The 23,764-nt window shown below is 58.3% G+C and carries 23 protein-coding genes; 15 read left to right on the top strand and 8 right to left on the bottom strand.

All coding sequences use genetic code 11. The features are described from left to right. Positions 1-291: 291 nt before the first annotated feature. Positions 292-2,520, top strand: a complete 2,229-nt coding sequence (locus QE408_RS18795) for a TonB-dependent hemoglobin/transferrin/lactoferrin family receptor (protein WP_306933796.1) — start codon at positions 292-294, stop codon at positions 2,518-2,520. A gap of 177 nt (positions 2,521-2,697) precedes the next feature. On the opposite strand, the gene argC is transcribed toward QE408_RS18795, so the two are convergent. Continuing rightward, entirely contained in the window at positions 2,698-3,672 is a 975-nt protein-coding gene (gene argC / locus QE408_RS18790) for an N-acetyl-gamma-glutamyl-phosphate reductase (RefSeq protein WP_306933795.1), read from the bottom strand. Between the two features lie 272 nt (positions 3,673-3,944). Continuing rightward, complete coding sequence (locus QE408_RS18785) at positions 3,945-4,856, bottom strand: extensin-like domain-containing protein (RefSeq protein ID WP_306933793.1); 912 nt, start codon at positions 4,854-4,856, stop codon at positions 3,945-3,947. A gap of 296 nt (positions 4,857-5,152) precedes the next feature. On the opposite strand from QE408_RS18785, the gene QE408_RS18780 reads away from it, so the two are divergent. The 7 genes from QE408_RS18780 to queF all read left to right on the top strand — a co-directional run bounded on the left by QE408_RS18780 (position 5,153) and on the right by queF (position 11,591). Further along, entirely contained in the window at positions 5,153-7,342 is a 2,190-nt protein-coding gene (locus QE408_RS18780; protein ID WP_306933791.1) for an anthranilate synthase, read from the top strand. Between the two features lie 76 nt (positions 7,343-7,418). Further along, the gene (locus QE408_RS18775; protein ID WP_306933790.1) at positions 7,419-8,135 is read left to right on the top strand and encodes a TIGR02117 family protein; all 717 of its coding nucleotides are present in this window, start codon (positions 7,419-7,421) and stop codon (positions 8,133-8,135) included. Positions 8,136-8,430: 295 nt separating this feature from the next. After that, positions 8,431-9,063 carry a LysE family translocator gene (locus QE408_RS18770; RefSeq protein WP_306933789.1) on the top strand — a complete coding sequence of 211 codons (633 nt, stop codon included), beginning with the start codon at positions 8,431-8,433 and terminating at the stop codon, positions 9,061-9,063. Between the two features lie 66 nt (positions 9,064-9,129). Beyond that, positions 9,130-9,612: a pyridoxamine 5'-phosphate oxidase family protein gene (locus QE408_RS18765; protein WP_306933787.1), complete on the top strand. Its 483-nt coding sequence runs from the start codon at positions 9,130-9,132 to the stop codon at positions 9,610-9,612. 71 nt (positions 9,613-9,683) lie between these two features. Then, complete coding sequence (locus QE408_RS18760) at positions 9,684-10,079, top strand: glyoxalase superfamily protein (RefSeq protein WP_306933785.1); 396 nt, start codon at positions 9,684-9,686, stop codon at positions 10,077-10,079. Positions 10,080-10,205: 126 nt separating this feature from the next. Next, positions 10,206-11,108 carry a cation diffusion facilitator family transporter gene (locus tag QE408_RS18755; RefSeq protein ID WP_306933782.1) on the top strand — a complete coding sequence of 301 codons (903 nt, stop codon included), beginning with the start codon at positions 10,206-10,208 and terminating at the stop codon, positions 11,106-11,108. Between the two features lie 18 nt (positions 11,109-11,126). Beyond that, on the top strand, positions 11,127-11,591 hold the full coding sequence (queF, locus tag QE408_RS18750; RefSeq protein WP_062426350.1) for a preQ(1) synthase: 465 nt from the start codon (positions 11,127-11,129) through the stop codon (positions 11,589-11,591). 155 nt (positions 11,592-11,746) lie between these two features. On the opposite strand, the gene QE408_RS18745 is transcribed toward queF, so the two are convergent. Together QE408_RS18745 and QE408_RS18740 are read right to left on the bottom strand one after the other, a co-directional pair. Beyond that, positions 11,747-12,538 carry a DUF2076 domain-containing protein gene (locus QE408_RS18745; protein WP_306933779.1) on the bottom strand — a complete coding sequence of 264 codons (792 nt, stop codon included), beginning with the start codon at positions 12,536-12,538 and terminating at the stop codon, positions 11,747-11,749. Positions 12,539-12,639: 101 nt separating this feature from the next. After that, positions 12,640-13,230: a HupE/UreJ family protein gene (locus QE408_RS18740; protein ID WP_306933777.1), complete on the bottom strand. Its 591-nt coding sequence runs from the start codon at positions 13,228-13,230 to the stop codon at positions 12,640-12,642. A 233-nt stretch (positions 13,231-13,463) separates the two neighbouring features. Between QE408_RS18740 and QE408_RS18735 the strand changes: the two genes are divergently transcribed. From QE408_RS18735 to leuA, 4 genes are all read left to right on the top strand, one after another. Next, positions 13,464-14,045 (top strand): ATP-dependent Clp protease proteolytic subunit, encoded by a 582-nt coding sequence (locus QE408_RS18735; protein ID WP_306933775.1) that lies wholly within the window; start codon positions 13,464-13,466, stop codon positions 14,043-14,045. Positions 14,046-14,405: 360 nt separating this feature from the next. Then, positions 14,406-15,596, top strand: coding sequence for a benzoate/H(+) symporter BenE family transporter (locus QE408_RS18730; protein WP_306933774.1), 1,191 nt, complete (start codon positions 14,406-14,408; stop codon positions 15,594-15,596). Continuing rightward, the gene (gene brnA / locus QE408_RS18725; RefSeq protein WP_306933772.1) at positions 15,593-15,835 is read left to right on the top strand and encodes a type II toxin-antitoxin system BrnA family antitoxin; all 243 of its coding nucleotides are present in this window, start codon (positions 15,593-15,595) and stop codon (positions 15,833-15,835) included. Before QE408_RS18730 ends, brnA begins: the two co-directional genes overlap by 4 nt. Before the next feature lie 319 nt (positions 15,836-16,154). Further along, on the top strand, positions 16,155-17,864 hold the full coding sequence (gene leuA / locus QE408_RS18720; protein WP_306933771.1) for a 2-isopropylmalate synthase: 1,710 nt from the start codon (positions 16,155-16,157) through the stop codon (positions 17,862-17,864). A 123-nt stretch (positions 17,865-17,987) separates the two neighbouring features. On the opposite strand, the gene QE408_RS18715 is transcribed toward leuA, so the two are convergent. Both QE408_RS18715 and QE408_RS18710 read right to left on the bottom strand, forming a co-directional pair. Continuing rightward, positions 17,988-18,278, bottom strand: a complete 291-nt coding sequence (locus QE408_RS18715; protein ID WP_306933770.1) for a GIY-YIG nuclease family protein — start codon at positions 18,276-18,278, stop codon at positions 17,988-17,990. Positions 18,279-18,463: 185 nt separating this feature from the next. Further along, complete coding sequence (locus QE408_RS18710) at positions 18,464-19,429, bottom strand: metallophosphoesterase family protein (protein WP_306934863.1); 966 nt, start codon at positions 19,427-19,429, stop codon at positions 18,464-18,466. A 208-nt stretch (positions 19,430-19,637) separates the two neighbouring features. Here QE408_RS18710 and QE408_RS18705 point away from each other — a divergent pair, with 208 nt between their 5' ends. After that, on the top strand, positions 19,638-20,036 hold the full coding sequence (locus QE408_RS18705; protein WP_306933768.1) for an NUDIX domain-containing protein: 399 nt from the start codon (positions 19,638-19,640) through the stop codon (positions 20,034-20,036). Here QE408_RS18705 and QE408_RS18700 read toward each other — a convergent pair. Then, complete coding sequence (locus QE408_RS18700) at positions 20,027-21,031, bottom strand: glutathione S-transferase family protein (protein WP_306933766.1); 1,005 nt, start codon at positions 21,029-21,031, stop codon at positions 20,027-20,029. The genes QE408_RS18705 and QE408_RS18700 overlap by 10 nt on opposite strands. A gap of 290 nt (positions 21,032-21,321) precedes the next feature. On the opposite strand from QE408_RS18700, the gene QE408_RS18695 reads away from it, so the two are divergent. Next, the gene (locus QE408_RS18695) at positions 21,322-21,888 is read left to right on the top strand and encodes a GNAT family N-acetyltransferase (protein ID WP_306933764.1); all 567 of its coding nucleotides are present in this window, start codon (positions 21,322-21,324) and stop codon (positions 21,886-21,888) included. Between the two features lie 91 nt (positions 21,889-21,979). Continuing rightward, the gene (locus tag QE408_RS18690) at positions 21,980-23,293 is read left to right on the top strand and encodes an MFS transporter (RefSeq protein ID WP_306934861.1); all 1,314 of its coding nucleotides are present in this window, start codon (positions 21,980-21,982) and stop codon (positions 23,291-23,293) included. A 48-nt stretch (positions 23,294-23,341) separates the two neighbouring features. On the opposite strand, the gene QE408_RS18685 is transcribed toward QE408_RS18690, so the two are convergent. Beyond that, the gene (locus QE408_RS18685) at positions 23,342-23,764 is read right to left on the bottom strand and encodes a GNAT family N-acetyltransferase (RefSeq protein WP_306933760.1); all 423 of its coding nucleotides are present in this window, start codon (positions 23,762-23,764) and stop codon (positions 23,342-23,344) included.

Below are 23,764 nucleotides of genomic sequence, written 5' to 3'. Positions count from 1 at the left end.
CTGATCTTCAAGTCCCTCGCACGCTACACATTCTGTTTATCACGGGCTGCTTCCCCGCGGCATAAACCTGATGTCACAGGGCGCTTGGCGTAACAATTTTGCAACAAATCGCAGATCACAAAATGATGACTATTGTAATCATGTTTATTATGTTGACTCACATAATCATGTTTTCTAATTCTCCCCTGCGGCTCAGCCGTCACATTTCAGCACATATCCGTCGAGCTGGCCTTGAGGCTGTAGCGCGTACCATCGCGCGCGCCTCTTGCTGCTCGGCATCAGGGGGTCATCATGCTTATCCGCGGTTCTCAATCCGCCTTGTTCGTCTGCACGGCGCTCGCGCTCGTGCTCAATAGCGTCAGCGCAGAGGCGCAGACCGCTTCCCCGCAGGACGGACAACAGCCCACGGTGCTGAAACGAATTACCATCAAGGGTGCGCGCGTTGCATCGGGGAACCCGGCTGCCAATGCCGCATCCGATACGCCGCTTGCCAGCGTGACGACGGCAGACGAAATCCGCAAGAAGGACATTAGCAATCTGCGCGATCTCGGCAATACGACGGAGCCGGGGGTGGATTTCACCGAGAGCAAACCAGGCAAAGTAGGCGGGCTTTTCATTCGCGGTCTCGGTGGTACACGTATCGTCACGCTGCTGGACGGTATTCCCGTCTCGTCCTTCGGTAATCTTGTGCGTGCAGGTACGTCATCGCCAACGACTGGCTTGAGCGATGGCGCAAACACGTTCGACTTTGCAGCGCTCTCGACTGTCGATGTTGTGCGCGGCGCGGATTCGAGCCGCATCGGTCCGGGTGCCATGGGCGGCGCGCTGGTGCTTAGAACGCTTGAACCGGAAGACCTTATCGATCCAGAAAAAGGCTGGGGGGGCGTAGCGAAGCTTGGCTATGACAGTTCCGATAAGAGTCTCGGCGGCTCGCTGGCGGTCGCGAAGAAAGTAGAGAACACGTCAGTCTTGTTCCAAGGTGCCTATAAGAAGGGTCACGAACGCGACAACTTCGGCAAGGACGACATTGACGGTTTCCAGCGGACTGCACCAAACCCTGCCGATTTCGATCAGCAGAATGTCATGGCGAAGGTACGTCAGGATCTGGCTGGTGGGCATCGCATCGGCCTGACTGCAGAGCGGTACGAACTCGATACCGATTTCGACCTGAAAACGATGCAGAGCCCGACGGTCATCATATCCGGCGGGCGTCCTGCTACGACCTATCTGCCCGGCCAGGGCTGGGGTGAGGAAAAGACCCACCGCGACCGCGTATCTTTCGATTATAGCTACGAGGCGGAGAGCGAAGACTCCCTGATCGATGCTGCCAATGCAACGATCTTCTGGCAGAAGCTGACGAAAGAAGCTGGATCGGATGGCCTGCGTACCAGCGATTCCGCCCGCTATATGAGACACAACAGGGTGGAGGAAAACTCCTACGGCCTGACGGGCAACGCCATCTCGCGTTTCGATGCAGGCTATCTCGACCACGAAATTCGCTTTGGCGGCACGCTGCAGTTTTTCCAGACCGAACAATATCTGGCAGGTCTGCCCGCAAGCGCCGCCGTCAACAAGCCCGATATGCCGGATGTGGATGGCAAGAAGCTTGGCATCTATCTCGATGATCGGATCGGTTTTGGTGACAGCGGTTTCGCTCTGACGCCGGGCGTACGCTTCGACTGGTACGACTACGATCCCCAGCCGACCACCGGTTTCAACGGAACGCTGACATCGAAGAGCGGCGCACGGCTCTCTCCGAAGCTCTTGGCTACCTATCAAATCACGCCAGAAACGGAGCTTTTTGCGCAATGGTCGATGACCTATCGTGCGCCGACGATTGATGAGTATTACATCTACTTCCCGAATATCGGCTATGAGGTTCGTGGCAATCCTGATCTGAAGCCAGAGACCGGGCAGGGGTTCGAAGTCGGCGCGAATTATGAGAGCGGCGATCTCTCCGGAAAGGTCACGGTCTTCCACAATCGTTACTCGAACTTCATCGAAGACTATGTTGTCTCGCAGTCACCGCTTCTCATGTCATGGCGTAATGTCGATAAGGCGCAAATTTCTGGCATCGAATTTAAGGGCCGCAAGGACTTCGCTAATGGGCTGTTCCTCAATGGCTCCGTGGCCTACGCCTATGGCAGAAACAGCACCGATGGAACCTATTTGCGGACTGTTGCGCCTTTCAAGGCGGTGGCAGGCATTGGCTATGATCAGGATATCTGGGGAGTCGAATTGTCCGGCATCTTCTCAGCACCAATGCCTAAAGATAATAATCCCAACACGTTCGATGCGCCGGGCTACGGCATCGCCAATCTGACAGGCTGGTGGGAGCCGGAACAGCTGAACGGCCTTCGCATCCAGGCCGGCGTCTACAATATTTTCGACAAAAAATACTGGAACGCCGTTGCCGTGCGCGACGTCAATCCAACAACACAATCGAGCGGCAACCAGCCGGTCGATTTCTACACTGAGGCAGGCAGATCGTTTAAGGTCTCTTTGACAAAAACGTTCTGATCCGGGGCGTGGGTGGGTAGCGTCAAGTGCCGCTTTCACCCTTTCTGCCACGAGGAAGCGCCTTCTATTCTTTGAGGCGCTTCCATACTCTCAATCTTAGAATGCCCGAGGATCGAGGCTGGTTTTAACTCGATGCTATAAGCTCTGACGATTGCCGACGACGGGATCGCAAATGGATCACGGCCAAAACGGTGCGCCATCCAGCCCCGCCGATTCCTGCAAGCCGAAGATCAGGTTCGCGTTCTGCACAGCCTGGCCAGCCGCTCCCTTCCCCAAGTTGTCGACCACGCCCATGGCGATCAACAGGCGGCGTTCGGGATCGGCGGCGTAGCTGACGAAGGACAGGTTCGATCCGGTTGCCCACTTTGTCTGTGGCGGTCTGTCTGTCACGCGCACAAATGCTCTTTCGGCATAAAAGCGCCGCGCCGCATCCAGGCATTGCTCTGTTGTGGCTTGGCTCCGGCAATAGATGGTGACGAGGATGCCGCGGGTCATCGGAATGAGGTGAGGTGTAAATACCAGCCCGCTCGCGCTGCCGCCGCTCAGTCCCTCTATGGTTTTGGCAATCTCGGGCATGTGAACATGTCGGAGTAGACCATAAGGAATCAAGTTTTCATTGCTTTCAGCGTATCCAAATTTGCTATCACCGCCTCGCCCAGCACCGGAAATACCTGTTTTGGCATCAATAATTATGTTGTCGGGTTCGATCAATCCGTTGGCCAGCAGGGGAGCCAGTGCGTTCAGCGTCGCCGCAGGAAAGCAACCGGGATTGGCAATGCGGTTTTGTCCTTTGATCCGATCTGGCCAGATGTCGGCTAAGCCGTAGGTCCAACCATCGGCATAACGGTGGTCTCCGCCTATATCCACAATCTTCACGTCGCTCGGAACACGCGCAAGGGTCTCAGCCGAACTGCCGGTGGGAAGTGATGCAAATAGCACGTCGAGTTTCGGTAGAGTGGCAGGATTCCATTTTTCGATCACCATGTCGGCCAGATGCCCAGGAACACCAGGAAAGCGTTCCACCAACCGGCTTCCAGCGCTGCCTTCACCCGCCGCATAGACCAGTTCGAAGAATGGGTGGCCTGCGATCAAGCGCAATACCTCTCCGCCGCCAAAACCACTAATGCCGACAATGCCAGCGCGAATGTTCATGATGCTGTCCTTTTAAGAGTGAATAAAACAAAACCCCCGAAGCCGAGGGCTGCGGGGGTTCAGGAAAGCGGGTCAGAGCCACTTCCGGCTGCGCGGGACTTATGCTGAGGCAGTCACCGTACCGACGGATGCCGATTGACGCGCAGCCCAAAAAGCCACCGCGTTATTGCAGCGGCGTCGGCGTCGATCGCAAAGGTTCTGGTTCCTGAACATGGCTTTGAGCAATGACGTCAGACTTGGAAAGAGTCAAGCCGATGAGGGGAGGACAATTTCTATCGACAATACAAGTACCCACCCTTCCGCTCCAGCACATCCAGATGCAGATGGTCCTGATGGGTGGCATCGCTTCCGGGTGAAAGCACGGTGCGGAAGAAGAGGCAGGCGGCGGTGGTGATGGAGCGCTGGAAGGCGCCTTCCATGGTGCCGTCCTCGCCGCGCGGTTTCATCACGAGGGGCTCGCCCTTGTCGAAGGTCATGGTGGCGATGTCCACCGCATTGCCCTTGGCGTGCTCGGACATCTTGCCGGTCGCCGCACTGTTGCGGTTGCGGCAAATATAGGTGGATGCATTGCCGAATGCCGTGACCTGCCGGTCGGGCATGGCGATCTTCGCGGTCGGGATGACCACATCCTTTGTCCAGCGTGAAAGCGCAAGCGCTGCCTCGCAGCGCATCGTTCCCTTCGGCTCAAGCTTGATGCTGGGCAGAACCGCAGAGACCTCCAGAGGTGAAGCGATGCCGCAGCCCTCTTCCTCGCCCTTGATCGGCTCGATCTCTTGAAACTCGGCGCCGAGTTCCTTCAGTTGCGACAGGCAGGCTTTGAGTTCTTCCGGGTCTTCTTCCTTCACCGGTTCGGGGGCAGGCTCTTCGGCCTTTCTCTCTTCACCAGGCTTTTCCTCGACCGCTTTTCCATCGGCATCCGGCTGTGTCTTCTCGCCCGGCTTGTTGCCATCGGCTGGTGACGGGTCTTGGGGGGGTGGCGTCTCCGGTTTGTCCTGCGGCTTTGGGACCGTGTTTTCTGCTGGCGGAGAGACCTGCTCGGGCGCTTTCTCGGCTTTTTCCGGCGAGGTCGCCTGTTCAGGCGTTTCCTGCTGCGGCTTTGCTTCTGGAACGGGAACCTGTTTTGGCGGTTCCGCTGCGGCAATCAGCAGCGATGCCGCAGCCAGAATGAAGAAACGATGAAGCATGTCGATCTGTCGCCCCCTGTTGCGCAGATGGTTGCGCGAAAGCGACAACGCGCCAATGGGCGATCCGGTTCAGAAGCCGCCCGCAAATCCGCTTGCCAAGCGCGCTTATTGCCGCTAACAATTTCGCCCATGAACACAACGTCGAAGAACATTGCGATCTGGTGGTGGGGCAGCTAAGGCGGCCTTGACCAGTCATGTTCACACGACACGTCCAAGCCGCCCGAAATTTCAGGCGGCTTTTTTGTTATTCTGCCGCCGGTCATCATCGGGTCTAAAACACGGGAATTGCAGGTAAAATGGTTACAATCACTCAGGATGACGGTTCGGAAATCTACGAGACGAAGGGCGGCATCAAGGTCTCGCGCAAGCGTCGCGCAGCCGATTACGCCAGCGCAATCGACAGCTATGTCGATGGTCTCGACTCCCGTCGCGGCGCGGTCTTCTCATCGAACTATGAGTATCCCGGTCGCTATACCCGTTGGGACACGGCCATTATCGATCCACCACTTGGCATTTCCTCCTTCGGTCGCAAGATGTGGATCGAAGCCTATAATGGCCGCGGCGAAGTGCTGCTGTCCTTCATTGCCGACAAGCTGAAAGCAACCCCGGATCTGACGCTCGGCGCATTGACCGCCCGCCGTCTCGATCTGACGGTCAACGAACCGGACCGTGTCTTCACCGAAGAAGAGCGTTCCAAAATTCCGACCGTCTTCACCCCGCTTCGTGCCATCGTCGATCTGTTCTATTCCAATGCGGATTCGGCCATCGGCCTTTTCGGTGCCTTCGGCTACGATCTTGCCTTCCAGTTCGATGCCATCAAGCTCTCGCTGCAGCGCCCGGAAGACCAGCGCGACATGGTGCTCTTCCTGCCGGATGAAATTCTGGTGGTGGATCACTATTCCGCCAAGGCCTGGATCGACCGCTACGACTTCGAGAAGGCTGGGCTGACGACCGAGGGCAAGTCGGAGGAGACCACGCCCGAGCCGTTCAAGACCACCGATACGATCCCGCCGCGCGGCGATCATCACCCCGGCGAGTATTCCGAACTGGTGATCAAGGCGAAGGAAAGCTTCCGCCGTGGTGATCTCTTCGAAGTGGTGCCGGGCCAAAAGTTCATGGAGCGCTGCGACAGCAATCCATCGGCGATTTCCCGTCGTCTGAAGGCGATCAACCCGTCGCCCTATTCCTTCTTCATCAATCTTGGCCATCAGGAATATCTGGTCGGCGCATCGCCGGAAATGTTCGTGCGCGTCTCCGGTCGCCGCATCGAGACCTGCCCGATTTCGGGGACGATCAAGCGTGGCGATGATCCGATTGCCGATAGCGAGCAGATCCTCAAGCTGTTGAATTCTAAGAAGGATGAGTCCGAGCTGACTATGTGCTCGGACGTGGACCGCAACGACAAGAGCCGTGTCTGCGAGCCGGGCTCCGTCAAGGTCATCGGCCGCCGCCAGATCGAGATGTATTCGCGTCTGATCCACACGGTGGACCACATTGAAGGGCGCCTGCGCGACGATATGGACGCCTTCGACGGCTTCCTGTCCCACGCCTGGGCTGTGACGGTGACCGGCGCGCCGAAACTCTGGGCTATGCGTTTCATCGAAAACCATGAAAAGAGCCCGCGCGCATGGTATGGTGGGGCCATCGGCATGGTCGGCTTTAATGGCGACATGAATACCGGGCTGACGCTGCGCACCATCCGCATCAAGGATGGGATTGCGGAAGTGCGGGCAGGGGCAACGCTGTTGAACGATTCCATTCCACAGGAAGAAGAAGCGGAAACCGAACTTAAGGCATCGGCCATGATTGCAGCCATTCGCGATGCGAAAGCGCAGAACTCCACCGTCGGCAAGCGCGATGCGGCCAAGGTCGGAACCGGCGTGAAGATCCTGCTGGTGGATCACGAAGACAGCTTCGTTCACACGCTGGCGAATTACTTCCGCCAGACGGGTGCGACGGTTTCGACCGTGCGCACCCCCGTTCCGGCAGAAATCTTCGACCGCTTCCAGCCGGATCTCGTGGTCCTTTCTCCCGGACCAGGCAATCCGAGTGATTTCGATTGCAAGGCGACGATCAAGGCTGCCCGTTCGCGCGAACTGCCGATCTTCGGCGTCTGCCTCGGGCTTCAGGCGCTCGCCGAAGCCTATGGCGGCGAGCTTCGCCAACTGGCGATCCCGATGCACGGCAAGCCCTCGCGCATCCGTGTTCTGGAGCCAGGCCTGGTGTTCTCCGGTCTCGGCAAGGAAGTGACCGTTGGTCGCTACCACTCGATCTTTGCCGATCCTGCCACGCTTCACCGCGATTTCATGATCACGGCGGAAAGCGAAGACGGCACGATCATGGGCATCGAGCACATGAAGGAGCCGGTGGCCGCAGTGCAGTTCCACCCGGAATCGATCATGACGCTCGGTGGCGATGCCGGCATGCGGATGATCGAGAACGTGGTGACGCATCTGGTGCGCAAGGCGAGAACCAAGGCGGCATGACACTCATCCATGGCGGCGCCTTTGTTCCTGGCGGGGACTTTGGGCGCCGCCATTTCTCCTGATCGCGTGAGCGTTGGTGAACATACTCAAATATATATTTATTGTGTTTGCTCTCGCCGTTACGGGCCTCGCGCTTGGTGTTGCCGTGCCAAGGCACCCCACCCACTCTGACACCGCTTCACCTGCGGACGCATCCCGTCGCATCCTGGTGCTCAGCAATCCGATCCACACCGATATCGCCGTACCGGTTGATGCGGACTTGCTGACGCGATTTGCCTTTCTGCGCGACGGCAGCCTGGAGATCGATCACCCCGGTCTTCGCTATATCGTCTTCGGCTGGGGCGGCCTGGCGTTCTACACGCAGACACCGACATGGGCCGATCTTAAACCCATGCCTGTGTTGAAGAGTTTCACCGTCGATCGGTCGGTGATGCATGTGGCGCTTGCCGGCGATATTCCGCTGTTCGATCCGAGCGTCATGGCGGTCGATCTGTCCGCCGCTGGATATGCGAGAATGCTCGATTTTATTGTTGCGAGCTTTTCGCGACCGGAGGGTAGGGAGGTTCCGCTCATCGGCCAGTCTTATGGCAGGGACGATGCGTTTTTCGAGGCGGAAGGCGCTTTTAACGTGCTGGTGGGCTGTAACACCTGGACGGCTGCGGCACTTCGGCAGGCGGGGATCGGCACAGGGTGGTGGACGCCTTTGCCTTGGCTTTTAACGAGGTCTTTGCGCTTGCATAATGATGCGGCTGTGCTCTCAGGTGGGGCGCGTCGGGTCGACGGGTTGTGGTGAGCGACGGTCGAGCCGGTTAGTACTGTTGCTACACCCCCCTCTGTCCTGCCGGACATCTCCCCCTCAAGGGGGGAGATCGAATCGCGGCGAGATTTTTGCCCGTCTCAGCGCTAGAGCATTAAGTTGGGAGCCCGCCTCCGGCCGATCTCCCCCTTGAGGGGGAGATGCCCGGCAGGGCAGAGGGGGGTGCAGCCGCATCCATAACATCCAACGCTTCGCCCCACCCCGAATTGACACAACCCCACCGCTGGGGTGACATACGCTCTCAAATCTTCGCGCGCAGAAAGCCAAGTCCATGCTCGACCTCCACCAACTTCTGATCGTCTACGCTGCCTATATCATCGCGACGGCAAGCCCCGGGCCGAGCAACATGACGATCATGGGCGTCGCCATGAGCCAAGGCAGGGCACCGGCTGTCGTCCTGGCCCTCGGAGTCATGAGCGGCTCTCTCACCTGGGCTGCCATTGCGGCCACCGGCCTTTCTGCCGTGCTGGCTTCCTTTGCCAATGCACTGTTCGTCATCAAGATCGCGGGTGGGATCTATTTGCTGTATTTGGCGTACAAGTCTGCACGCTCCGCTTTCATCAACGCGCCGCAAGCGGGGATGAATGCCGATGCGGGCGGTAAAGCGGACTATGGAAAGCTCTACCGCCGTGGCCTTTTGTTGCATCTCACCAACCCGAAGGCGGTTCTCGGATGGCTGGCCGTCATGTCTCTTGGCCTGAAACCCGGTGCCGGTCCGGCTACGCTCGCCGCAATCGTCGGAGGCTGCGCATTGCTTGGTCTGGTGGTCTTCTGCGGCTATGCCTTGCTGTTCTCCACTGCTCCTGCCATCCGGATTTATCAGAAGGCCAAGCGCTCCATCGAGACAACGCTCGCGCTCTTTTTCGGCTTTGCGGGTATCAAACTGCTGTTGAGCAAAGTTTAGCGAAATCGATTGAACGAAATCGTATTTGGAAAGCATTTCCACCTTGTCTGAAGAGGGCGTCCTGTCATGGATGGAACGCGGCAACATTTGAAGATCAACGATGCCATGAGGACCGATATCGCAAATTCGGTCTTGTGCTGGCTGGCAACCATCGATGCAGAGGGTACGCCCAATGTTACGCCCAAGGAAATCTTCTCCTCTTACGGGGATGATCGGATTATCGTCGCGGATATTGCGTCCAGTAACACGGTTCGAAATATCCGCTCCCATCCCGCGGTATGCGTTAGTTTCATTGATGTCTTTCGCCAGCGCGGCTTCAAGGTAAAGGGACAGGCCTTCATCATCGCCTCCGATCATCCCGATTATCCTGCCGTCGGCGCCGAGGTCCTGAAAATGGCGGGTGAGGATTTTCCCATCCGCAACCTGATCTCTATTCAGGTCGAAAAAGTGTCTCGCATCCTGGCTCCCAGTTATCGGCTGTTTCCTGACCGAACGGAGCAAGATCGGATGGCAAGCGCCTATCAGACCTACGGGGTCTCGCCGAAATGATCCTGTCCAAGTGACGCGGTGTCGGCAGAGAGCCTGATGCACTCTTCAGTTTCTCAAAAAGTGAATTCTAGATGCCGGGCAATATCAATACACCATCCTTCGGCAGAGCCTGCCCGATCCTTCGCATATTCGATGAAGCCAAGGCCCGCGAGTTCTATGTCGACTTCCTCGGCTTCTCAATGGATTGGGAGCATCGCTTCGGTGAGAACTTTCCGCTCTACATGCAAATCTCGCGTGCAGGCCTCGTCCTTCATCTGAGCGGACATCATGGCGATGCGACGCCTGGCTCGACTGTCTTTGTCGAAACCGTCGGCGTGCAGGCCTATCAGCGGGAACTGGCGGCGAAGGACTACACCTATATGAAGCCGGGCGTCGAGACGCTGCCTTGGGGCAAGCAGATGGAGGTGACCGATCCTTTCGGCAACCGCATTCGCTTCTGCGAGCGGCAAGAGGCGAAAAGCGCTTGACCCTCCGGCAAGATTAAATCATAGAACGGGTCAACAGCGAACCGCCCGCACGAACCCTCGTGCGGGCGGTTCGTGCGTTTTAAGGTCCATTTCTGCAATTCGTTTGCATCTGCACGGGGTTTCGTCATGAATGCTGAAGGTAACGCTCTCGTCCGAAAGCTAGCTTTCTGGGGCATCCCGTTTTCGTTTCTCGTCCTCGGACTGAAACTGTCGGCATGGTGGGTGACCGGCTCGGTTGCGCTGCTTTCCGACGGGTTGGAATCGACCGTCAATGTTGTGGCGGCCTTCATTGCTTATTTCGTCATCCGCTATGCGCAGAAGCCCGCCGATGATGACCACCAGTTCGGCCACCACAAGGCAGAATATATATCTGCCGTGGTCGAGGGCGTCCTGATCGTCGTCGCCGCTCTGTTGATCGTCAAGGAGGCCTGGGGCGGCTTGTTCGAGCCCCGCCTGCCGGAAGCACCGGTGCTGGGTCTGGCGATCAATGCCTTTGCCGGCGGGCTGAATGCCGTCTGGGCAACCCTTCTTATTCGCGTGGGGCGCAAGCACGCGTCACCTGCGCTCACGGCCGATGGTCATCACATCATGTCGGATGTCGTCACCTCGATCGGCGTTCTGATCGGCCTCGTGCTGGCGATCGTCACCGGCTACGCGATCCTCGATCCGCTGCTCGCCATTCTGGTTGCCATCAATATTCTCATCCAGGGCTCAAAGGTCATTCTACACTCGCTGAGCGGATTGATGGATAAGGCGGTGGAGCCGGAGGAGGACGAGGCAATCAAGAAGGCCATTGCAGAGCATTCCGCTGGCGTTCTCAACGTGCATGACTTGAAGACGCGCCGGGCAGGGGCTGCAGCCTTCATCGATTTCCACGTGGTCGTGCCCGCCAGCATGTCGGTGGGTGCGGCGCATGAGATTTGCGACCGCCTTGAAGATGCCATACGAGGCGTGATACCCGGCGCCACACTTGCCATCCATGTGGAGCCTGAAAGCGAACAGGCGCATGGCGTCAGGGTCAATGTTTGAGAACCAGGAGTTTAAGCCATGTCAGTCACGGATGTATCCGGCCTGTCTCAGTTGGGCGCGCAGGTCGCAGCCCCTGAAAATCCAGAAAGTGCCGTTCTGGAGCGCGTGCCGAATGGCAATGCCGGAACCGATTATGTGGTGCGTTTCACCGCGCCGGAATTCACCTCGCTCTGCCCGATGACCGGACAGCCGGATTTCGCCCATATCGTCATCGATTACATTCCCGGTGATTTTCTGGTGGAATCGAAGTCACTGAAGCTCTTCCTGCATTCCTTCCGCAACCACGGCGCTTTCCACGAGGATTGCTCGATCTATATTGCCAAGCGCCTTGTCGATCTGCTGGCACCCAAATGGCTACGCATCGGTGCCTATTGGTATCCGCGCGGTGGTATCCCGATCGATGTCTTCTGGCAGACCGGGCCAGCGCCCGAAGGCGTCTGGCTGCCGGATCAAGGCGTGGCGACCTATCGGGGTCGCGGCTGAAAGCCTATCCCAGAATCTCTGTTGGTCGTCTGCAAATGACAATTTCTGCGCTTCCGGTGCGCACGTCCTTAAGTGTGTGAGCACCGGTTCTCGAAATCACCATTTTCGGCAGACCCACGAAAACTCTTGAACGGACCGTGAAGTCTCGCGAAGGCTCACACGAAAGAGCTGTCGTCGCCTGAGTCAAAGTCCATGTCGTTGCTGCTATCGTCATAGCCCGTATCATTGTCATCGGGCGTATAATCGGCCTGCTGCACGTCGTTGCCATTGTCGGCGTTGGCCTGCTGCGGGTCGTCGCCGTAATAGTTGTTGATGACGGTTTCCTCCACCGGCGCATTACCAAGCGCGTTGCCGCCGGAGAAGGGCGAACCCCAGCCGGATGACGCCATGTGGTTGGAGAAGATGCCGCTCAGCGAATTGGCAAGCAGCATGCCACCGGCAACGCCGGCTGCGGTTCCGAGTGCACCCTGAAGGAAGCCGCCGCCACCGCCGGAGCGACCGAAGCCGGAGGCCTGCTGGCTCCATGGACCGCTCGGCTGCTGTACATCTGGACTTCTGCCCCACGGTCCAGCCGTCTGGCCGGACATGTCGTTGCGATAGACCGACTGCGGCTGTGGTGGCTGGGGTGTGGGGGCAGGAGCGGGCGCCTGCGGCTGGCTGGTGCCGAAAATGGAGCTGAGAAAGCCGCCCTGGGTTCCGCGCTGCTGGTCGCCAGCGCCGGTTTCAAGCTGGTGAATCCGCTCTTCGAGCTGCTTGATGTGGGCGGCGGCTGCCTCCAAGCCCTTCTCCTGCACAATGACAGCCTGTGCAAGATAATAGGGTGCGTGCGGCTGGTCGCGAACCGACTGATCGATCAGCGCTTCAGCTTCCGGGTCACGCGGGGTGGACGATGCGGTCCTGATTCTGTCGAACAGGCCCTTGAGCAGTTGGGTTTCTTCTGGTGACATCTCTTGCCTCCTTGGCACGTCGAGAAACGCATACCAAGGAGGTAGAGTTCAAATCGGGTTTTTCAAAGCCCCGATTTCTTACATTTCTGTAATCCGATACCTCATCCGCCGAAGGCGAGGGAGAGACCGGCAAGCGCCGTCAGGGCGCCAGCAATCCGCGCGGCAATAGAGCCGAAGCGCGAGACGCCAAGGCCGAGCGCCACACCGGCGAGATGCAGAAGGGCTGTGGCGATCATGAAGCCGATACCGAACTGTAGCGCTCCCGCGGCTCCAAGCTCGCCACCATGGGCGTGACCGTGGAAGAGGGCAAAGACGCCGACAATGGCGGCTGCCGCAACAGTCGGCAGCCTGGCAGCGACCGCGACCAGAAGGCCAAGGCCGATGACGGAAGCGAGGATCGCAGGTTCGACGAAGGGCAGGTGAACACCATAGACGGCCATGAAGAAGCCGACTGCCATGGTGCCGACAAAGGCCGCCGGGACGGCCCACAATGCGTTTCTACGACCTTCGGCGGTGGCGATCTGCGATGCCCAAAGACCAACTGCCACCATGGCAAGGATATGGTCGGCACCAAAGAGCGGGTGCGAGACGCCTGCCATGAAGGAGCCGTGCTCTTCCGGGTTGAGATGGGCGAAAGCGGGCAGGGCGGTGGCGCCAAGGCTGGCACCGGCAAGAATAAGTCTTTTGAACATCGTTCCCTCTTCGAATGTCTGGTCCGGTGCCTGTCGTCCTTGGGATGACGGCGCACCGTTCGACCATAACGATATGTCAATTCGGAAGAGCCTGTCCATGCGGCATTTACCGGTGGCCGGTAGATAGACCGCTTTTATTAAGCAGTTCCGCGCCTTGTCTTTTTCGCTCATTGTTTTACGACACAAATCACACTATGTCCGATAGGCAATGAATTATGTTGGAGACCGTCTGTATGAACGAAGAAGAAGACGACAAGAGCAAGGAACTGCCGATCGGTAAGGAAACGGAAGCGAATCTTTTCAAGTCGCGTTCGATCTTCATTTATGGCGGTATTACCCAGGAACTGGCGCAGAAAGTCTGCACGCAGCTTGTCGCCCTTGCTGCTGCGAGCGACGACGACATCCGCGTCTATGTCAATTCGCCAGGCGGCCACGTCGAGTCCGGCGACAGCATCCACGACATGATCAAGTTCATCAAGCCGAAGGTCTATATCATCGGTACGGGCTGGGTCGCATCTGCTGGCGCACTGATCTACGTCTCGGTGCCAAAGGAACGTCGTCTTTGCCTGCCCAACACCCGCTTCCTGCTGCACCAACCCTCCGGTGGCACGCGCGGCATGGCGTCCGATATCGAAATCCAGGCGCGTGAAATCATCAAGATGAACCAGCGCCTGATCAAGATCTTCTCCAAGGCCACCGGCCAGACGGAAGAAAAGATCGCCAAGGACATCGATCGCGATTACTGGCTCGGCGCAGACGATGCCGTGGCCTACGGTCTCGTCGGCAAGATCGTCGAGCACCAGTCGGAAGTCTGACAGTCTATCCGATAATCGCCGTTGGTGGACTGCAAATGGCAATTTCTGCGCTTCCGGTGCTCACGTACCTTAAGTACGCTGCGCTCCAGTTCTCGAAATCACGATTTTCGTCTCACTAACGACAATTCTTGAACAGACTGCGAGACGTTTCGACCTCAATTCAAAGCCCGTGCCGGTGAAAGCTGGCACGGGCTTTTTGCCTTGGGTCTGAAGCACGGCCATCTCCCACCGCAACCTCACGCGACGCGAGGCCTGCAAGGCAAGCGAAAGAGCAGGTCGGCACCCGGAGTGGCTGTAATGGCCTTGCACGACTCTGTGTTTTTTGGTCAGCCTCTACTCGATCCATTATCAGAGTAGACCATGTTCAAAGATTTCTCCCTTCAGGCCCTTTTCATGGGCTGCCTCACGGCTTTCGTCGGCTTTGCCAGTTCCTTTGCCGTGGTGCTGCAAGGGTTGAAGGCGGTCGGAGCGACGGATTTCGAGGCGGCGTCCGGCTTGATGGCGCTGTCGGTTTCGATGGGGCTTTGCGCCATCGTGCTGTCGGTGACGACGAGACTGCCGGTCAGCATCGCGTGGTCCACGCCCGGAGCAGCACTGCTGGCGACGACGGGCGTGATCGAGGGCGGGTTTCCGGCTGCTGTGGGCGCCTTCATCATCTGCGCGTCCTTCATCATCATCGCCGGGCTGTTCCGCCCGCTCGGCCGTGCAGTGGCGTCCATTCCAGCGCCGCTTGCCAATGCCATGCTCTCCGGCGTCATCATCGGGCTCTGCTTTGCGCCGATCAAAGCCATCGGGTTCAATCCGGCGCTCGGCTTGCCGATCATTCTGGCCTGGATCGTCGTCGGGGCCTTCAAGCGGCTGTTTGCCGTGCCAGCAGCGCTTGCCGCTTTCGTTCTGGTGATGATCTTTGGCGTTGAGATTCCCTCTGGAGCGTTTGACGCGCTGGCGCAATCTCTGGCACCGCCGATGGAATGGGTGACACCGACGTTCAGCCTGCATGCGGTCGTCTCTATCGCGCTGCCGCTCTTCATCGTTACCATGGCCTCGCAAAACATTCCCGGCATCGCAGTGCTGAAGGTCAACCATTACGATCCGCAGCCTGGGCCGCTTTTTGCAACGACCGGCTTCTTCTCGCTTCTCTCCGCGCCCTTTGGCGGCCATGCGGTCAATCTCGCTGCCATCACCGCCGCCATGTGCGCTGGCGAGGATGCCCATCCCGATCCAAAGCGCCGCTACTGGGCGGCGATCATCGGCGGTGTGGGCTACATCATCTTTGGCCTGCTTGCCGGTGTCGTGACGGCCTTCGTCGCATTGGCGCCGCCCATTCTCATTCAAGCGGTAGCGGGCCTGGCACTCGTCGGTGCCTTTTCGGGCTCAGCGGTTGCGGCCTTCAAGGAGCCGGAAACCCGGGAGGCGGCGGCGATCACATTCCTCGTTACGGCATCCGGGCTTTCCTTCGGGGGAATTTCCGGCGCATTCTGGGGACTGCTCGGCGGAGGACTGATGTTAGCGCTTCAGCGAGCGGTCATTGCTGTGCGGAAGGCTTCATGAAAACGATGAGTGTTAAAGAGTTTGACCGACGGTTTGATGACGGGGAGGATGTGAGCGACTGTATTGACTGGTCGCAAGCGAAGCGTCCCGGTGTGGAAATCGAACATGTCGAGGTCGATCTACCAAAATGGTTGCTGAAGAGGATCGATGCGGAGGCGGAGAGGCTTGGCACTACACGCCAGTCCCTGTTGGCGCAGTGGATTTCTGAGGAACTTGAAGACGATCAGGCGGCAAAATAGATCGATTGTCGTGTCGAAGATTACTTGTCAGATCAAAAACCGCTGTTTATAGAAAAACCATGACCAGTTGCACCAAGACCTTTTCCGGCATGAGCGCGCAGATTTCTGCGAAGGCTTCGCCGTGCGGTGCACTCTCGCTTCTTAGCCTCGACCTTACACGCGGTTGCCGGGTCCAGTGAGGAGCGCCCGGCGGCCGAAAGCCCGCTGGTGCCAACGCTCCTCAACTCGAAATCTCATTTCATTCTGGATTTAGGCCCGACCAAGGGCGCAGCATCCGATAGCGGCTTATGAAGCGCTTGGATGCTCAAGGAGCAAGACGATGGACGCGAAGACAAACAACATTTCCAAGGGCATGCCGGAAGCAGGCGTGAAATATCGCCCCTATCCCGCCATCAACATTCCAGACCGCACATGGCCGGGCAAGAGGATCGACAAGGCGCCGATCTGGTGTTCGGTGGATCTGCGTGACGGCAACCAGTCGCTGATCAACCCGATGGGTCATGATCGCAAGGCGCGCATGTTCAAGCTGCTGTTGGATATGGGTTTCAAGGAAATCGAAATCGGCTTTCCTTCCGCCTCGCAAACGGATTTCGACTTTGCCCGCTGGTGCGTGGAAGAGGGGAGTGTGCCGGATGACGTATCGCTGCAGGTGCTGGTGCAATGCCGCCCGGAACTGATCACCCGCACCTTCGAGGCGTTGGAGGGGGCTAAGAACCCAATCATCCATTTCTACAACTCCACCAGCGAATTGCAGCGCCGTGTGGTCTTCGGCAAGGATGTGCACGGCATTAAGCAGATTGCCGTCGATGCGGCGAAGATGATCACCGACATGGCGGCAAAGGCCGGCGGCGGTTATCGCTTCGAATATTCGCCGGAGAGCTTTACCGGCACGGAGCTGGAAGTGGCGTTGGACATCTGTAACGCCGTCATCGACGTGGTGAAGCCAACCGCAGACAACAAGCTGATCCTCAACCTGCCATCCACCGTCGAGATGGCTACGCCGAACATCTATGCCGACCAGATCGAATGGATGTGCCGCAATATCGACAATCGCGAAAATGTCATCATCTCGCTGCATCCGCATAACGACCGCGGCACTGGGATTGCTGCGACCGAACTCGGCCTGATGGCGGGTGCGGACCGTGTCGAAGGCACGCTGTTCGGCAATGGCGAGCGCACCGGCAATGTGGATGTGGTGACGCTGGCGCTGAACATGTATACCCAGGGCGTGGACCCTGAACTGGATTGCACCGATATCGAGCGCATCAAGGCCGTCTATGAATATTCCAACGAAATGGCGATCCCCGAGCGTCATCCTTACGTCGGTGAACTGGTTTACACTGCCTTCTCCGGCTCGCATCAGGATGCGATCAACAAGGGCATGAAGGCCATCAAGGTTGCCAATCACCCGGTCTGGGAAGTGCCGTATCTGCCGATCGACCCGAAGGATGTCGGCCGTTCTTACGAAGCGATCATTCGTATCAACTCGCAGTCCGGCAAGGGCGGCATCGCCTACATTCTGCAGGAAGATTACGGGCTGAACCTGCCGCGCAATCTGCAGGTGGAGTTCCGCGAGGACATTCAGCGCATCACCGATGAGGAGGGCGTGGAACTGCCCGCCAAGCGCATCTATGAGCGCTTCATGGAACGCTACGTGACACAGTCCAATGCGCGTTTGAAGTTCGTCGATCACCACACCTATCCGGCCGGCGACTTCAAGGGCGTGCGCGTCGTTGCGGCCGAGATCATGGACAAGGGCGAGGTAAAGCGGATTGAGGGTAAGGGTACCGGTCCGATCGACGGCTTCATCAATGCGCTGTCGACCTATCTCGGCATTGAGCTCTCGGTAAACGACTATTCCGAGCACTCGCTGCAGCACGGCTCCAACGCATCGGCCATCGCCTATGTCGAGATGGAGCACCCGGGAGGCAAGCTCTTCGGCGCGGGTATCAACACCAACATCGTTGCGGCTTCGCTGGAGGCGATTGTTTCGGCTGCTAACCGCGTGCTGGAAGAGCGGGCGAAGTAAAACCCGGTGGAACTGGTCAGCCCGAGTTTCGGGCTGACGATCTCTTCGTCGCGCAGACGCGCAACGGCTGGATCCCTGTGACGAGCACAGGGATGAGGGGAGAATTGGGAGCGCTCAGAGAGATCATAAACCGTGCAGGTAGTGGGAGATGTCCTGCCAATCGGGGTTCTCCGCCTCTATGAGGTTCAACTTCCATTGACGCGGCCATTTCTTGATCGTCTTTTCACGCGTAATTGCCGTCGTCAGCAGATCGTACTCTTCAAACCAGACCAGAGTTTTGACGTTGTACCTGGATGTGAAACCCGGCGTTAGCTCGTTTTGATGTTCAAAAAGCCTGTTGGGCAAGTTCTTCGTGACACCGGTGTAAAGTGTACCGTTCCGCTTAGAGGCAAGGATGTAGACATAACCTTTCATTGTCTCACTGTGCCTAGAGAAACATGAGGAAGCAAGATGCATGCGCCTGGAGGCAGTTTAACCGAGACCACGAGGGTATTTGAGTGGCAGGACGGTTTACATACCCTCCCTCATCCCTGTGCTCGTCACAGGGATCCAGCGTGATCAAGTCTTTGATCACGATAGACTCTTCTCTAAAATAGCGGTTACTCCTCCGGCGCCTGTTCCACCGGGTTGCTGAACCCAAGCGGGCGGCCGTTGTGGTAGAAGACGCGGATGTCCTCGAGCTCTATCCCGGTTGCCTTTTCGTTGAGGCTGAAGCGCTCGCAAGTCACGTCCCAGGTTCCGGGTCCGCCTGAAATATTGAAGAGGTTGTAGCCGGCGCGGGGTTTTTCGCCGCCCGGTCCCTGGCTTGCCGAGGCGATACCGACGACAGGGATATGATCCTGGCCGCGATGGGTATTCAGCCAGTAGACGGTGTTGAGGTGCGTGTGGCCGTGGAGCACGAGTTCGGCGCCACCCGTACCAAGGGCTGCGGCAAAACGGCGGATGCCGATCATGCGTTTATGGGTGGCGGCAGCACCGCGCACAGGCGGGTGATGGATCATCACCACGCGGAACAGGCCTTGCTCTCCGGCCTGCTTCAGCAGATCCGCAGTCGCACGCGCCTGGCGGCGACCGAAGTAGCCGGTGGCGGAAAAGGGCGGGGTGGCGATCGAAGTTGAGCAACCGATCAGCGCCACGGGGCCGCGCACGCGCATATAAGGGAAAATCTTGCGGTCTTCGTTCCAGCCTTCCGCATCGCCATCGCCGCGCACATAAGGGTACCAAGCCGCCATGGCCTTGTCGTGCGCGCCAGGCACATAGGCGTCGTGGTTGCCGGGAACGACGGAGACTTTCAGCGGATCGCCTACTTCTTCCAGCCAATCGGCGGCGGCGCGGATCTCGATGCCGGTTGCCAGATTGACGAGGTCACCGGTGATTGCAATGTGATCCGGCGCCTTGGTTTCCATATCGTCCACCAACCGCTCCAGCGTATCGGTGAAAAGATGCTTGCGGCGATTAAGCCGCCAGTTCACAAAGCCGGTGATCCGCTTTGACGCCAATTCGCGAAAGGTGAGCTTGGGCAGTGGGCCGAGGTGAACGTCGGAAATATGGACGAGCTTGAACATGGGGTCAGACATATCGTATCCGTATGAAGGCGTCCAATGCGAAACCTCGGCATTTCAAAGGGATAAGCGCCTCAATCGGGCAAAAGCCGATCAATTGACGGAGAGTTGAACTTTGGGTGAGAACCGCAAGCTGAGTGAAGGGTTCCGGCAGCTCTTTCGGAATATCGCCAAAAGGGTTGTTCACGGGTTCTTTTTCCTGCGGCGGGGCATGACGCTTGGTGTGAGGGCGGCCTGTTTCGACGATCAGGGCCGCATCTTCCTCGTGCGCCATACCTATGTCCCCGGCTGGCATATGCCGGGCGGCGGTGTGGAGCGACAGGAAACCGGCTTGCAGGCGCTGCACAAGGAAATCCGCGAAGAGGGCAATCTCGTCGCTACCTCTGTGCCGCAGCTCATCCATATCTATTTCAACAACCGCACCAGCGATCGCGACCATGTGCTGTTCTATCGCCTTGACGTCAGACAGCTGGCATTGAAGGTGCCGGATCGCGAGATTGCCGAGAGCGGGTTTTTCCCGCTCGATGCGCTGCCCGAAGGGACGACACCTGCCACGCGCCGTCGTCTTGCGGACCTGACTGGAAACGCTCTGCCTGACGATTACTGGTAGCCTCCCGCCAGGCGAGCGCGATCATGGGCCTTTTCCAGTTCCAATTCCGGGCCGACCGGAACGATGCCGGTGGGGTTGATCGTCTTGTGGCTGCGGTAATAATGCTCCTTGATGTGGCGCATATCGACCGTTTCCGGCACACCGGGCGTCTGGAACAGATCGCGCAAATAGCCGGTAAGGTTCGGGTAATCGTGAATACGGCGGATGTTGCATTTGAAGTGGCCGACATAGACCGGATCGAACCGCACGAGCGTGGTGAAGAGCCGCCAGTCGGCCTCGGTCTGCTCGAGCCCTAGCAGAAAGCGCTGGTTCGAAAGCCGCTCTTCGAGAATGTCGAGCGTCTCGAACACCTTGATGGCACTGTCCTGATAGGCTTCCTGCGTGGTGGCAAAGCCTGCCTTGTAGACGCCATTGTTGACGGTGTCGTAGATCAGGTCGTTGAGCGTGTCGATTTCGCTGCGCAGTGGCTCTGGATAGAAATCGCGTTCCGATCCGGTGAGCGCGTCGAAGGCGCTGTTGAACATGCGGATGATTTCCGCCGACTCATTGGAGACGATGGTGTTCTGCTGCTTGTCCCACAGGACAGGTACCGTGACGCGGCCGGAATAATGCGGATCGGCCTTGGTGTAGACCTGCCAGAGGGCAGACGATCCGAAGAGATGATCCTCCGTCGCGCCTGGTGTGCGTTCGTCCTCAGGCTTGAACTCCCATCCGTTTTCCAGCATCAGCGGGTCGACGACGGAGACCGAAATGTAGTCATCAAGCTTCTTCAGCTTGCGGAAGATCAAGGTGCGGTGCGCCCAGGGGCAAGCGAGCGAGACGTAGAGGTGATAGCGATCCTTTTCGGCCTTGAAGCCGCCCTTACCGGACGGGCCGGGCTCGCCGTCGGCGGTGATCCAGTTACGGAACTGCGAAGCGCTGCGTTTGAAGTGACCCTTGGTTTCCTTGGTATCGTACCACACATCCTGCCAAACGCCGTCGACCAGCCTGCCCATCTTCATCTCCTTAATTTTACATCGCCCATCCTATGGTGGGGGAACGGTAAAGCGAACCCTCGCATCGATGAACAATGCGTTCTTCCTTCGTGAATGCCGCGGCGCGGACTTTTGTTCTGGACCCCTAAAGAATTTCCTGATATCTGCGATTTTCATATTCTTGAGGAAATTCTCCCCTATGACCGAACCACGGACGCTCCGACGACGCTGACGCTCTTCTTGCCCTGTCAGGCAATGTCAGGCGCACCGTCACATATCGTCATGTCCGTATTCAACGTTCCGGTCTTTCCATGTCCAAGCACGAACTGGTCTATCTCACCGAGGACGCGTCCCACGACGCCGTTATCGAACTCATCAATGCAGAAGCTTTCGGCCCTGGCCGGCACACGCGCGCTGCTGCGCGTATCCGCGAGCAGGGGCCGCATGACCGCTCGCTCTCCTTCATCTGCGCCGATGATGGCGAGACCATCGCATCGGTACGGATGACGCCGGTTCGGGCGGGCGAGGTGAACGGCCATATGCTCGGGCCTCTCGCAGTCCGGCCATCGCATAAGAACAGGGGCATCGGGCGTGAACTGGTGCGGATCGCCATTGCGGCTGCCAAGCGCAAGGGCTCCGAGGCGGTCATCCTGATTGGCGATCCGCCCTATTACATGCCGCTCGGTTTCGAGAAGGTCGCCTATGGCGCGCTCGATTTTCCAGGTCCTGTCGACATGAACCGGGTGCTCGTCGTGCCCTTGGTGGATGATGTTCATGCTCGGTTGAAAGGCATGATTTGCTGGCGCGAGGACCAAGCGAGAGCGGAGGAGGAGCAAGAGGAGGTTGTGTTTAATATGCCTCTTCGTGCCGTGGGTTGATAGAATGCCCTCTCGGGTGCCTTGACAGTCGCAGTCTCGGGAACTTAGCACTTTACCCCAAGGAACGACTCTGGTCGCAAAGGGGGCGATGATGACGTCAATTACGATGAATGATGCTCTGGATCGCGCAGGCGCCGGTGCTTATCAGCGTCGGCTCATGGGTGTTTTCGGTCTGGTCTGGGCGGCGGATGCGATGCAGGTTCTGGCGGTGGGCTTCACCGCCGCCTCGATTGCCGCAACGTTCGGCTTGACGGTGCCGCAAGCCTTGCAGACCGGAACTGCCTTCTTCCTTGGCATGTTGCTCGGTGCCATCGGCTTCGGGCGCATGGCGGACCGTTATGGTCGCCGCCGGGTCTTGATCGTCACGGTCGCCTGCGATGCCGTCTTCGGTATCCTGTCGATCTTCGCACCGGATTTCACCATTCTTCTGGTTCTTCGTTTCCTGACGGGTGCTGCCGTCGGCGGCACGCTGCCGGTCGATTATGCGATGATGGCGGAATTTCTGCCCGCAAAGAACCGTGGACGCTGGCTTGTTCTGCTGGAAGGCTTCTGGGCCGTCGGAACGCTGGTCGTGGCGATTGCCGCCTGGATTGCCAGCCTGTCGGGTGTCGAAGATGCATGGCGTTATATCTTTGCCGTCACCGCGTTCCCGGCTCTGATCGGCATCGGCCTGCGTTTCCTCGTGCCGGAATCACCGCTTTATCTGTTGAAGACGGGCCGTTCGGAAGAGGCAAAGGTCGTTGTCAATTCCATACTGAAGACCAATGGCCGGGCAGCGCTGGATGAGCGAACCGGCATTGCGCAGTCTGAAGCGTCGAAAGGCCAAGGTCTGTTTTCGCCGGCACTGCGCCAACGCAGCATCATGATCCTTGCCATCTGGTTTCTGGTCTCGGTTTCCTATTACGGCGTGTTCACCTGGATGCCGGCGCGGCTTGCGGGCGAAGGCTTCGGTTTCGTGCGTGGCTATGGCTTCCTGGTTCTGGTCGCACTCGCCCAGATCCCGGGCTATGCGCTGGCAGCCTATGGCGTGGAAAAATGGGGTCGCAAGCCGACTCTGATTGGCTTCTGCCTACTCTCGGCACTTGGATGCCTGCTCTTCACGCTCGCGACGACCGGTACGATCATCGCCGCCTCCCTGCTGCTGATGAGCTTTGCGCTGCTCGGCACTTGGGGCGCGCTTTATGCTTATACGCCGGAACTTTACCCGACGGAATCGCGCGCCACCGGAATGGGCGCAGCCGGTGCCATGGCACGGCTCGGCGGATTGCTGGCGCCATCTGTGCTTGGCTATGCCATTGCACAGGGATTCGGATTTGCCGTCGGGATCTTCGCAGGCCTGCTGGTGCTTGCGGCAATTGCCGCGACGATGATCAATGCCGAAACACGGCAGGTCAGCCTGTCTTGAATCGTCCGATCTCATCGACAAGCCTGGGTGGATTGACCTGCTCAGGCTTCAGACCAGCGATTTCTTTAAATAGGTCATGGAATAATCCGGGCCGAATTCCGCGATCTGTCCGAATATTTCGTAGCCGCACCTTTGGTAGAGCGTGAGCGCGTCAGCGCTCATCGTATCGATATGCGCGCCAGTGCAGCCGCGCTTGCGGGCTTCGTCCTCTGCCATTTGAAGAAGCTTCGGGCCGAGACCTTGTCCGCGTAAAGCTTCGGGAATGAAGAGGAGGGCGGTGTAGAGCCAACCGCGGGCGGTGTGACCGGCAAGGCCGCCGATCACTTGGCCGTTTTCATCCTTTAAAGCTATGACAAGGTCTTTCCAATCGGCGGGGCCGAAGCGATGGAGATTATAGTCTTTCAAGCCTGCGAGAATGGCGGCTTTGGCGCTGTCGTCTGCGCCGTCGCTGAGTTCGATCTGATACTGCAT

The organism is Agrobacterium larrymoorei, assembly GCF_030819275.1.
GTDB lineage: Bacteria > Pseudomonadota > Alphaproteobacteria > Rhizobiales > Rhizobiaceae > Agrobacterium > Agrobacterium larrymoorei_B.
Note: the sequence above shows the minus strand (reverse complement) of the source record. Positions and strands in the feature narration are given on the sequence as shown.

Excerpts from the sequence above, each read along its gene's own strand:
- QE408_RS18765 (WP_306933787.1), top strand. The coding sequence starts at position 9,130 with ATGGATGGAACGCGGCAACATTTGAAGATCAACGATGCCATGAGGACC.
- QE408_RS18695 (WP_306933764.1), top strand. The coding sequence starts at position 21,322 with ATGTCCAAGCACGAACTGGTCTATCTCACCGAGGACGCGTCCCACGAC.
- brnA (WP_306933772.1), top strand. The coding sequence starts at position 15,593 with ATGAAAACGATGAGTGTTAAAGAGTTTGACCGACGGTTTGATGACGGG.
- QE408_RS18755 (WP_306933782.1), top strand. The coding sequence starts at position 10,206 with ATGAATGCTGAAGGTAACGCTCTCGTCCGAAAGCTAGCTTTCTGGGGC.
- QE408_RS18715 (WP_306933770.1), bottom strand. The coding sequence starts at position 18,278 with ATGAAAGGTTATGTCTACATCCTTGCCTCTAAGCGGAACGGTACACTT.
- QE408_RS18730 (WP_306933774.1), top strand. The coding sequence starts at position 14,406 with ATGTTCAAAGATTTCTCCCTTCAGGCCCTTTTCATGGGCTGCCTCACG.
- QE408_RS18770 (WP_306933789.1), top strand. The coding sequence starts at position 8,431 with ATGCTCGACCTCCACCAACTTCTGATCGTCTACGCTGCCTATATCATC.
- queF (WP_062426350.1), top strand. The coding sequence starts at position 11,127 with ATGTCAGTCACGGATGTATCCGGCCTGTCTCAGTTGGGCGCGCAGGTC.
- QE408_RS18710 (WP_306934863.1), bottom strand. The coding sequence starts at position 19,429 with ATGTTCAAGCTCGTCCATATTTCCGACGTTCACCTCGGCCCACTGCCC.
- QE408_RS18780 (WP_306933791.1), top strand. The coding sequence starts at position 5,153 with ATGGTTACAATCACTCAGGATGACGGTTCGGAAATCTACGAGACGAAG.
- QE408_RS18735 (WP_306933775.1), top strand. The coding sequence starts at position 13,464 with ATGAACGAAGAAGAAGACGACAAGAGCAAGGAACTGCCGATCGGTAAG.
- QE408_RS18785 (WP_306933793.1), bottom strand. The coding sequence starts at position 4,856 with ATGCTTCATCGTTTCTTCATTCTGGCTGCGGCATCGCTGCTGATTGCC.
- QE408_RS18685 (WP_306933760.1), bottom strand. The coding sequence starts at position 23,764 with ATGCAGTATCAGATCGAACTCAGCGACGGCGCAGACGACAGCGCCAAA.
- QE408_RS18760 (WP_306933785.1), top strand. The coding sequence starts at position 9,684 with ATGCCGGGCAATATCAATACACCATCCTTCGGCAGAGCCTGCCCGATC.
- QE408_RS18705 (WP_306933768.1), top strand. The coding sequence starts at position 19,638 with ATGACGCTTGGTGTGAGGGCGGCCTGTTTCGACGATCAGGGCCGCATC.
- argC (WP_306933795.1), bottom strand. The coding sequence starts at position 3,672 with ATGAACATTCGCGCTGGCATTGTCGGCATTAGTGGTTTTGGCGGCGGA.
- leuA (WP_306933771.1), top strand. The coding sequence starts at position 16,155 with ATGGACGCGAAGACAAACAACATTTCCAAGGGCATGCCGGAAGCAGGC.
- QE408_RS18740 (WP_306933777.1), bottom strand. The coding sequence starts at position 13,230 with ATGTTCAAAAGACTTATTCTTGCCGGTGCCAGCCTTGGCGCCACCGCC.
- QE408_RS18745 (WP_306933779.1), bottom strand. The coding sequence starts at position 12,538 with ATGTCACCAGAAGAAACCCAACTGCTCAAGGGCCTGTTCGACAGAATC.
- QE408_RS18795 (WP_306933796.1), top strand. The coding sequence starts at position 292 with ATGCTTATCCGCGGTTCTCAATCCGCCTTGTTCGTCTGCACGGCGCTC.
- QE408_RS18700 (WP_306933766.1), bottom strand. The coding sequence starts at position 21,031 with ATGGGCAGGCTGGTCGACGGCGTTTGGCAGGATGTGTGGTACGATACC.
- QE408_RS18690 (WP_306934861.1), top strand. The coding sequence starts at position 21,980 with ATGACGTCAATTACGATGAATGATGCTCTGGATCGCGCAGGCGCCGGT.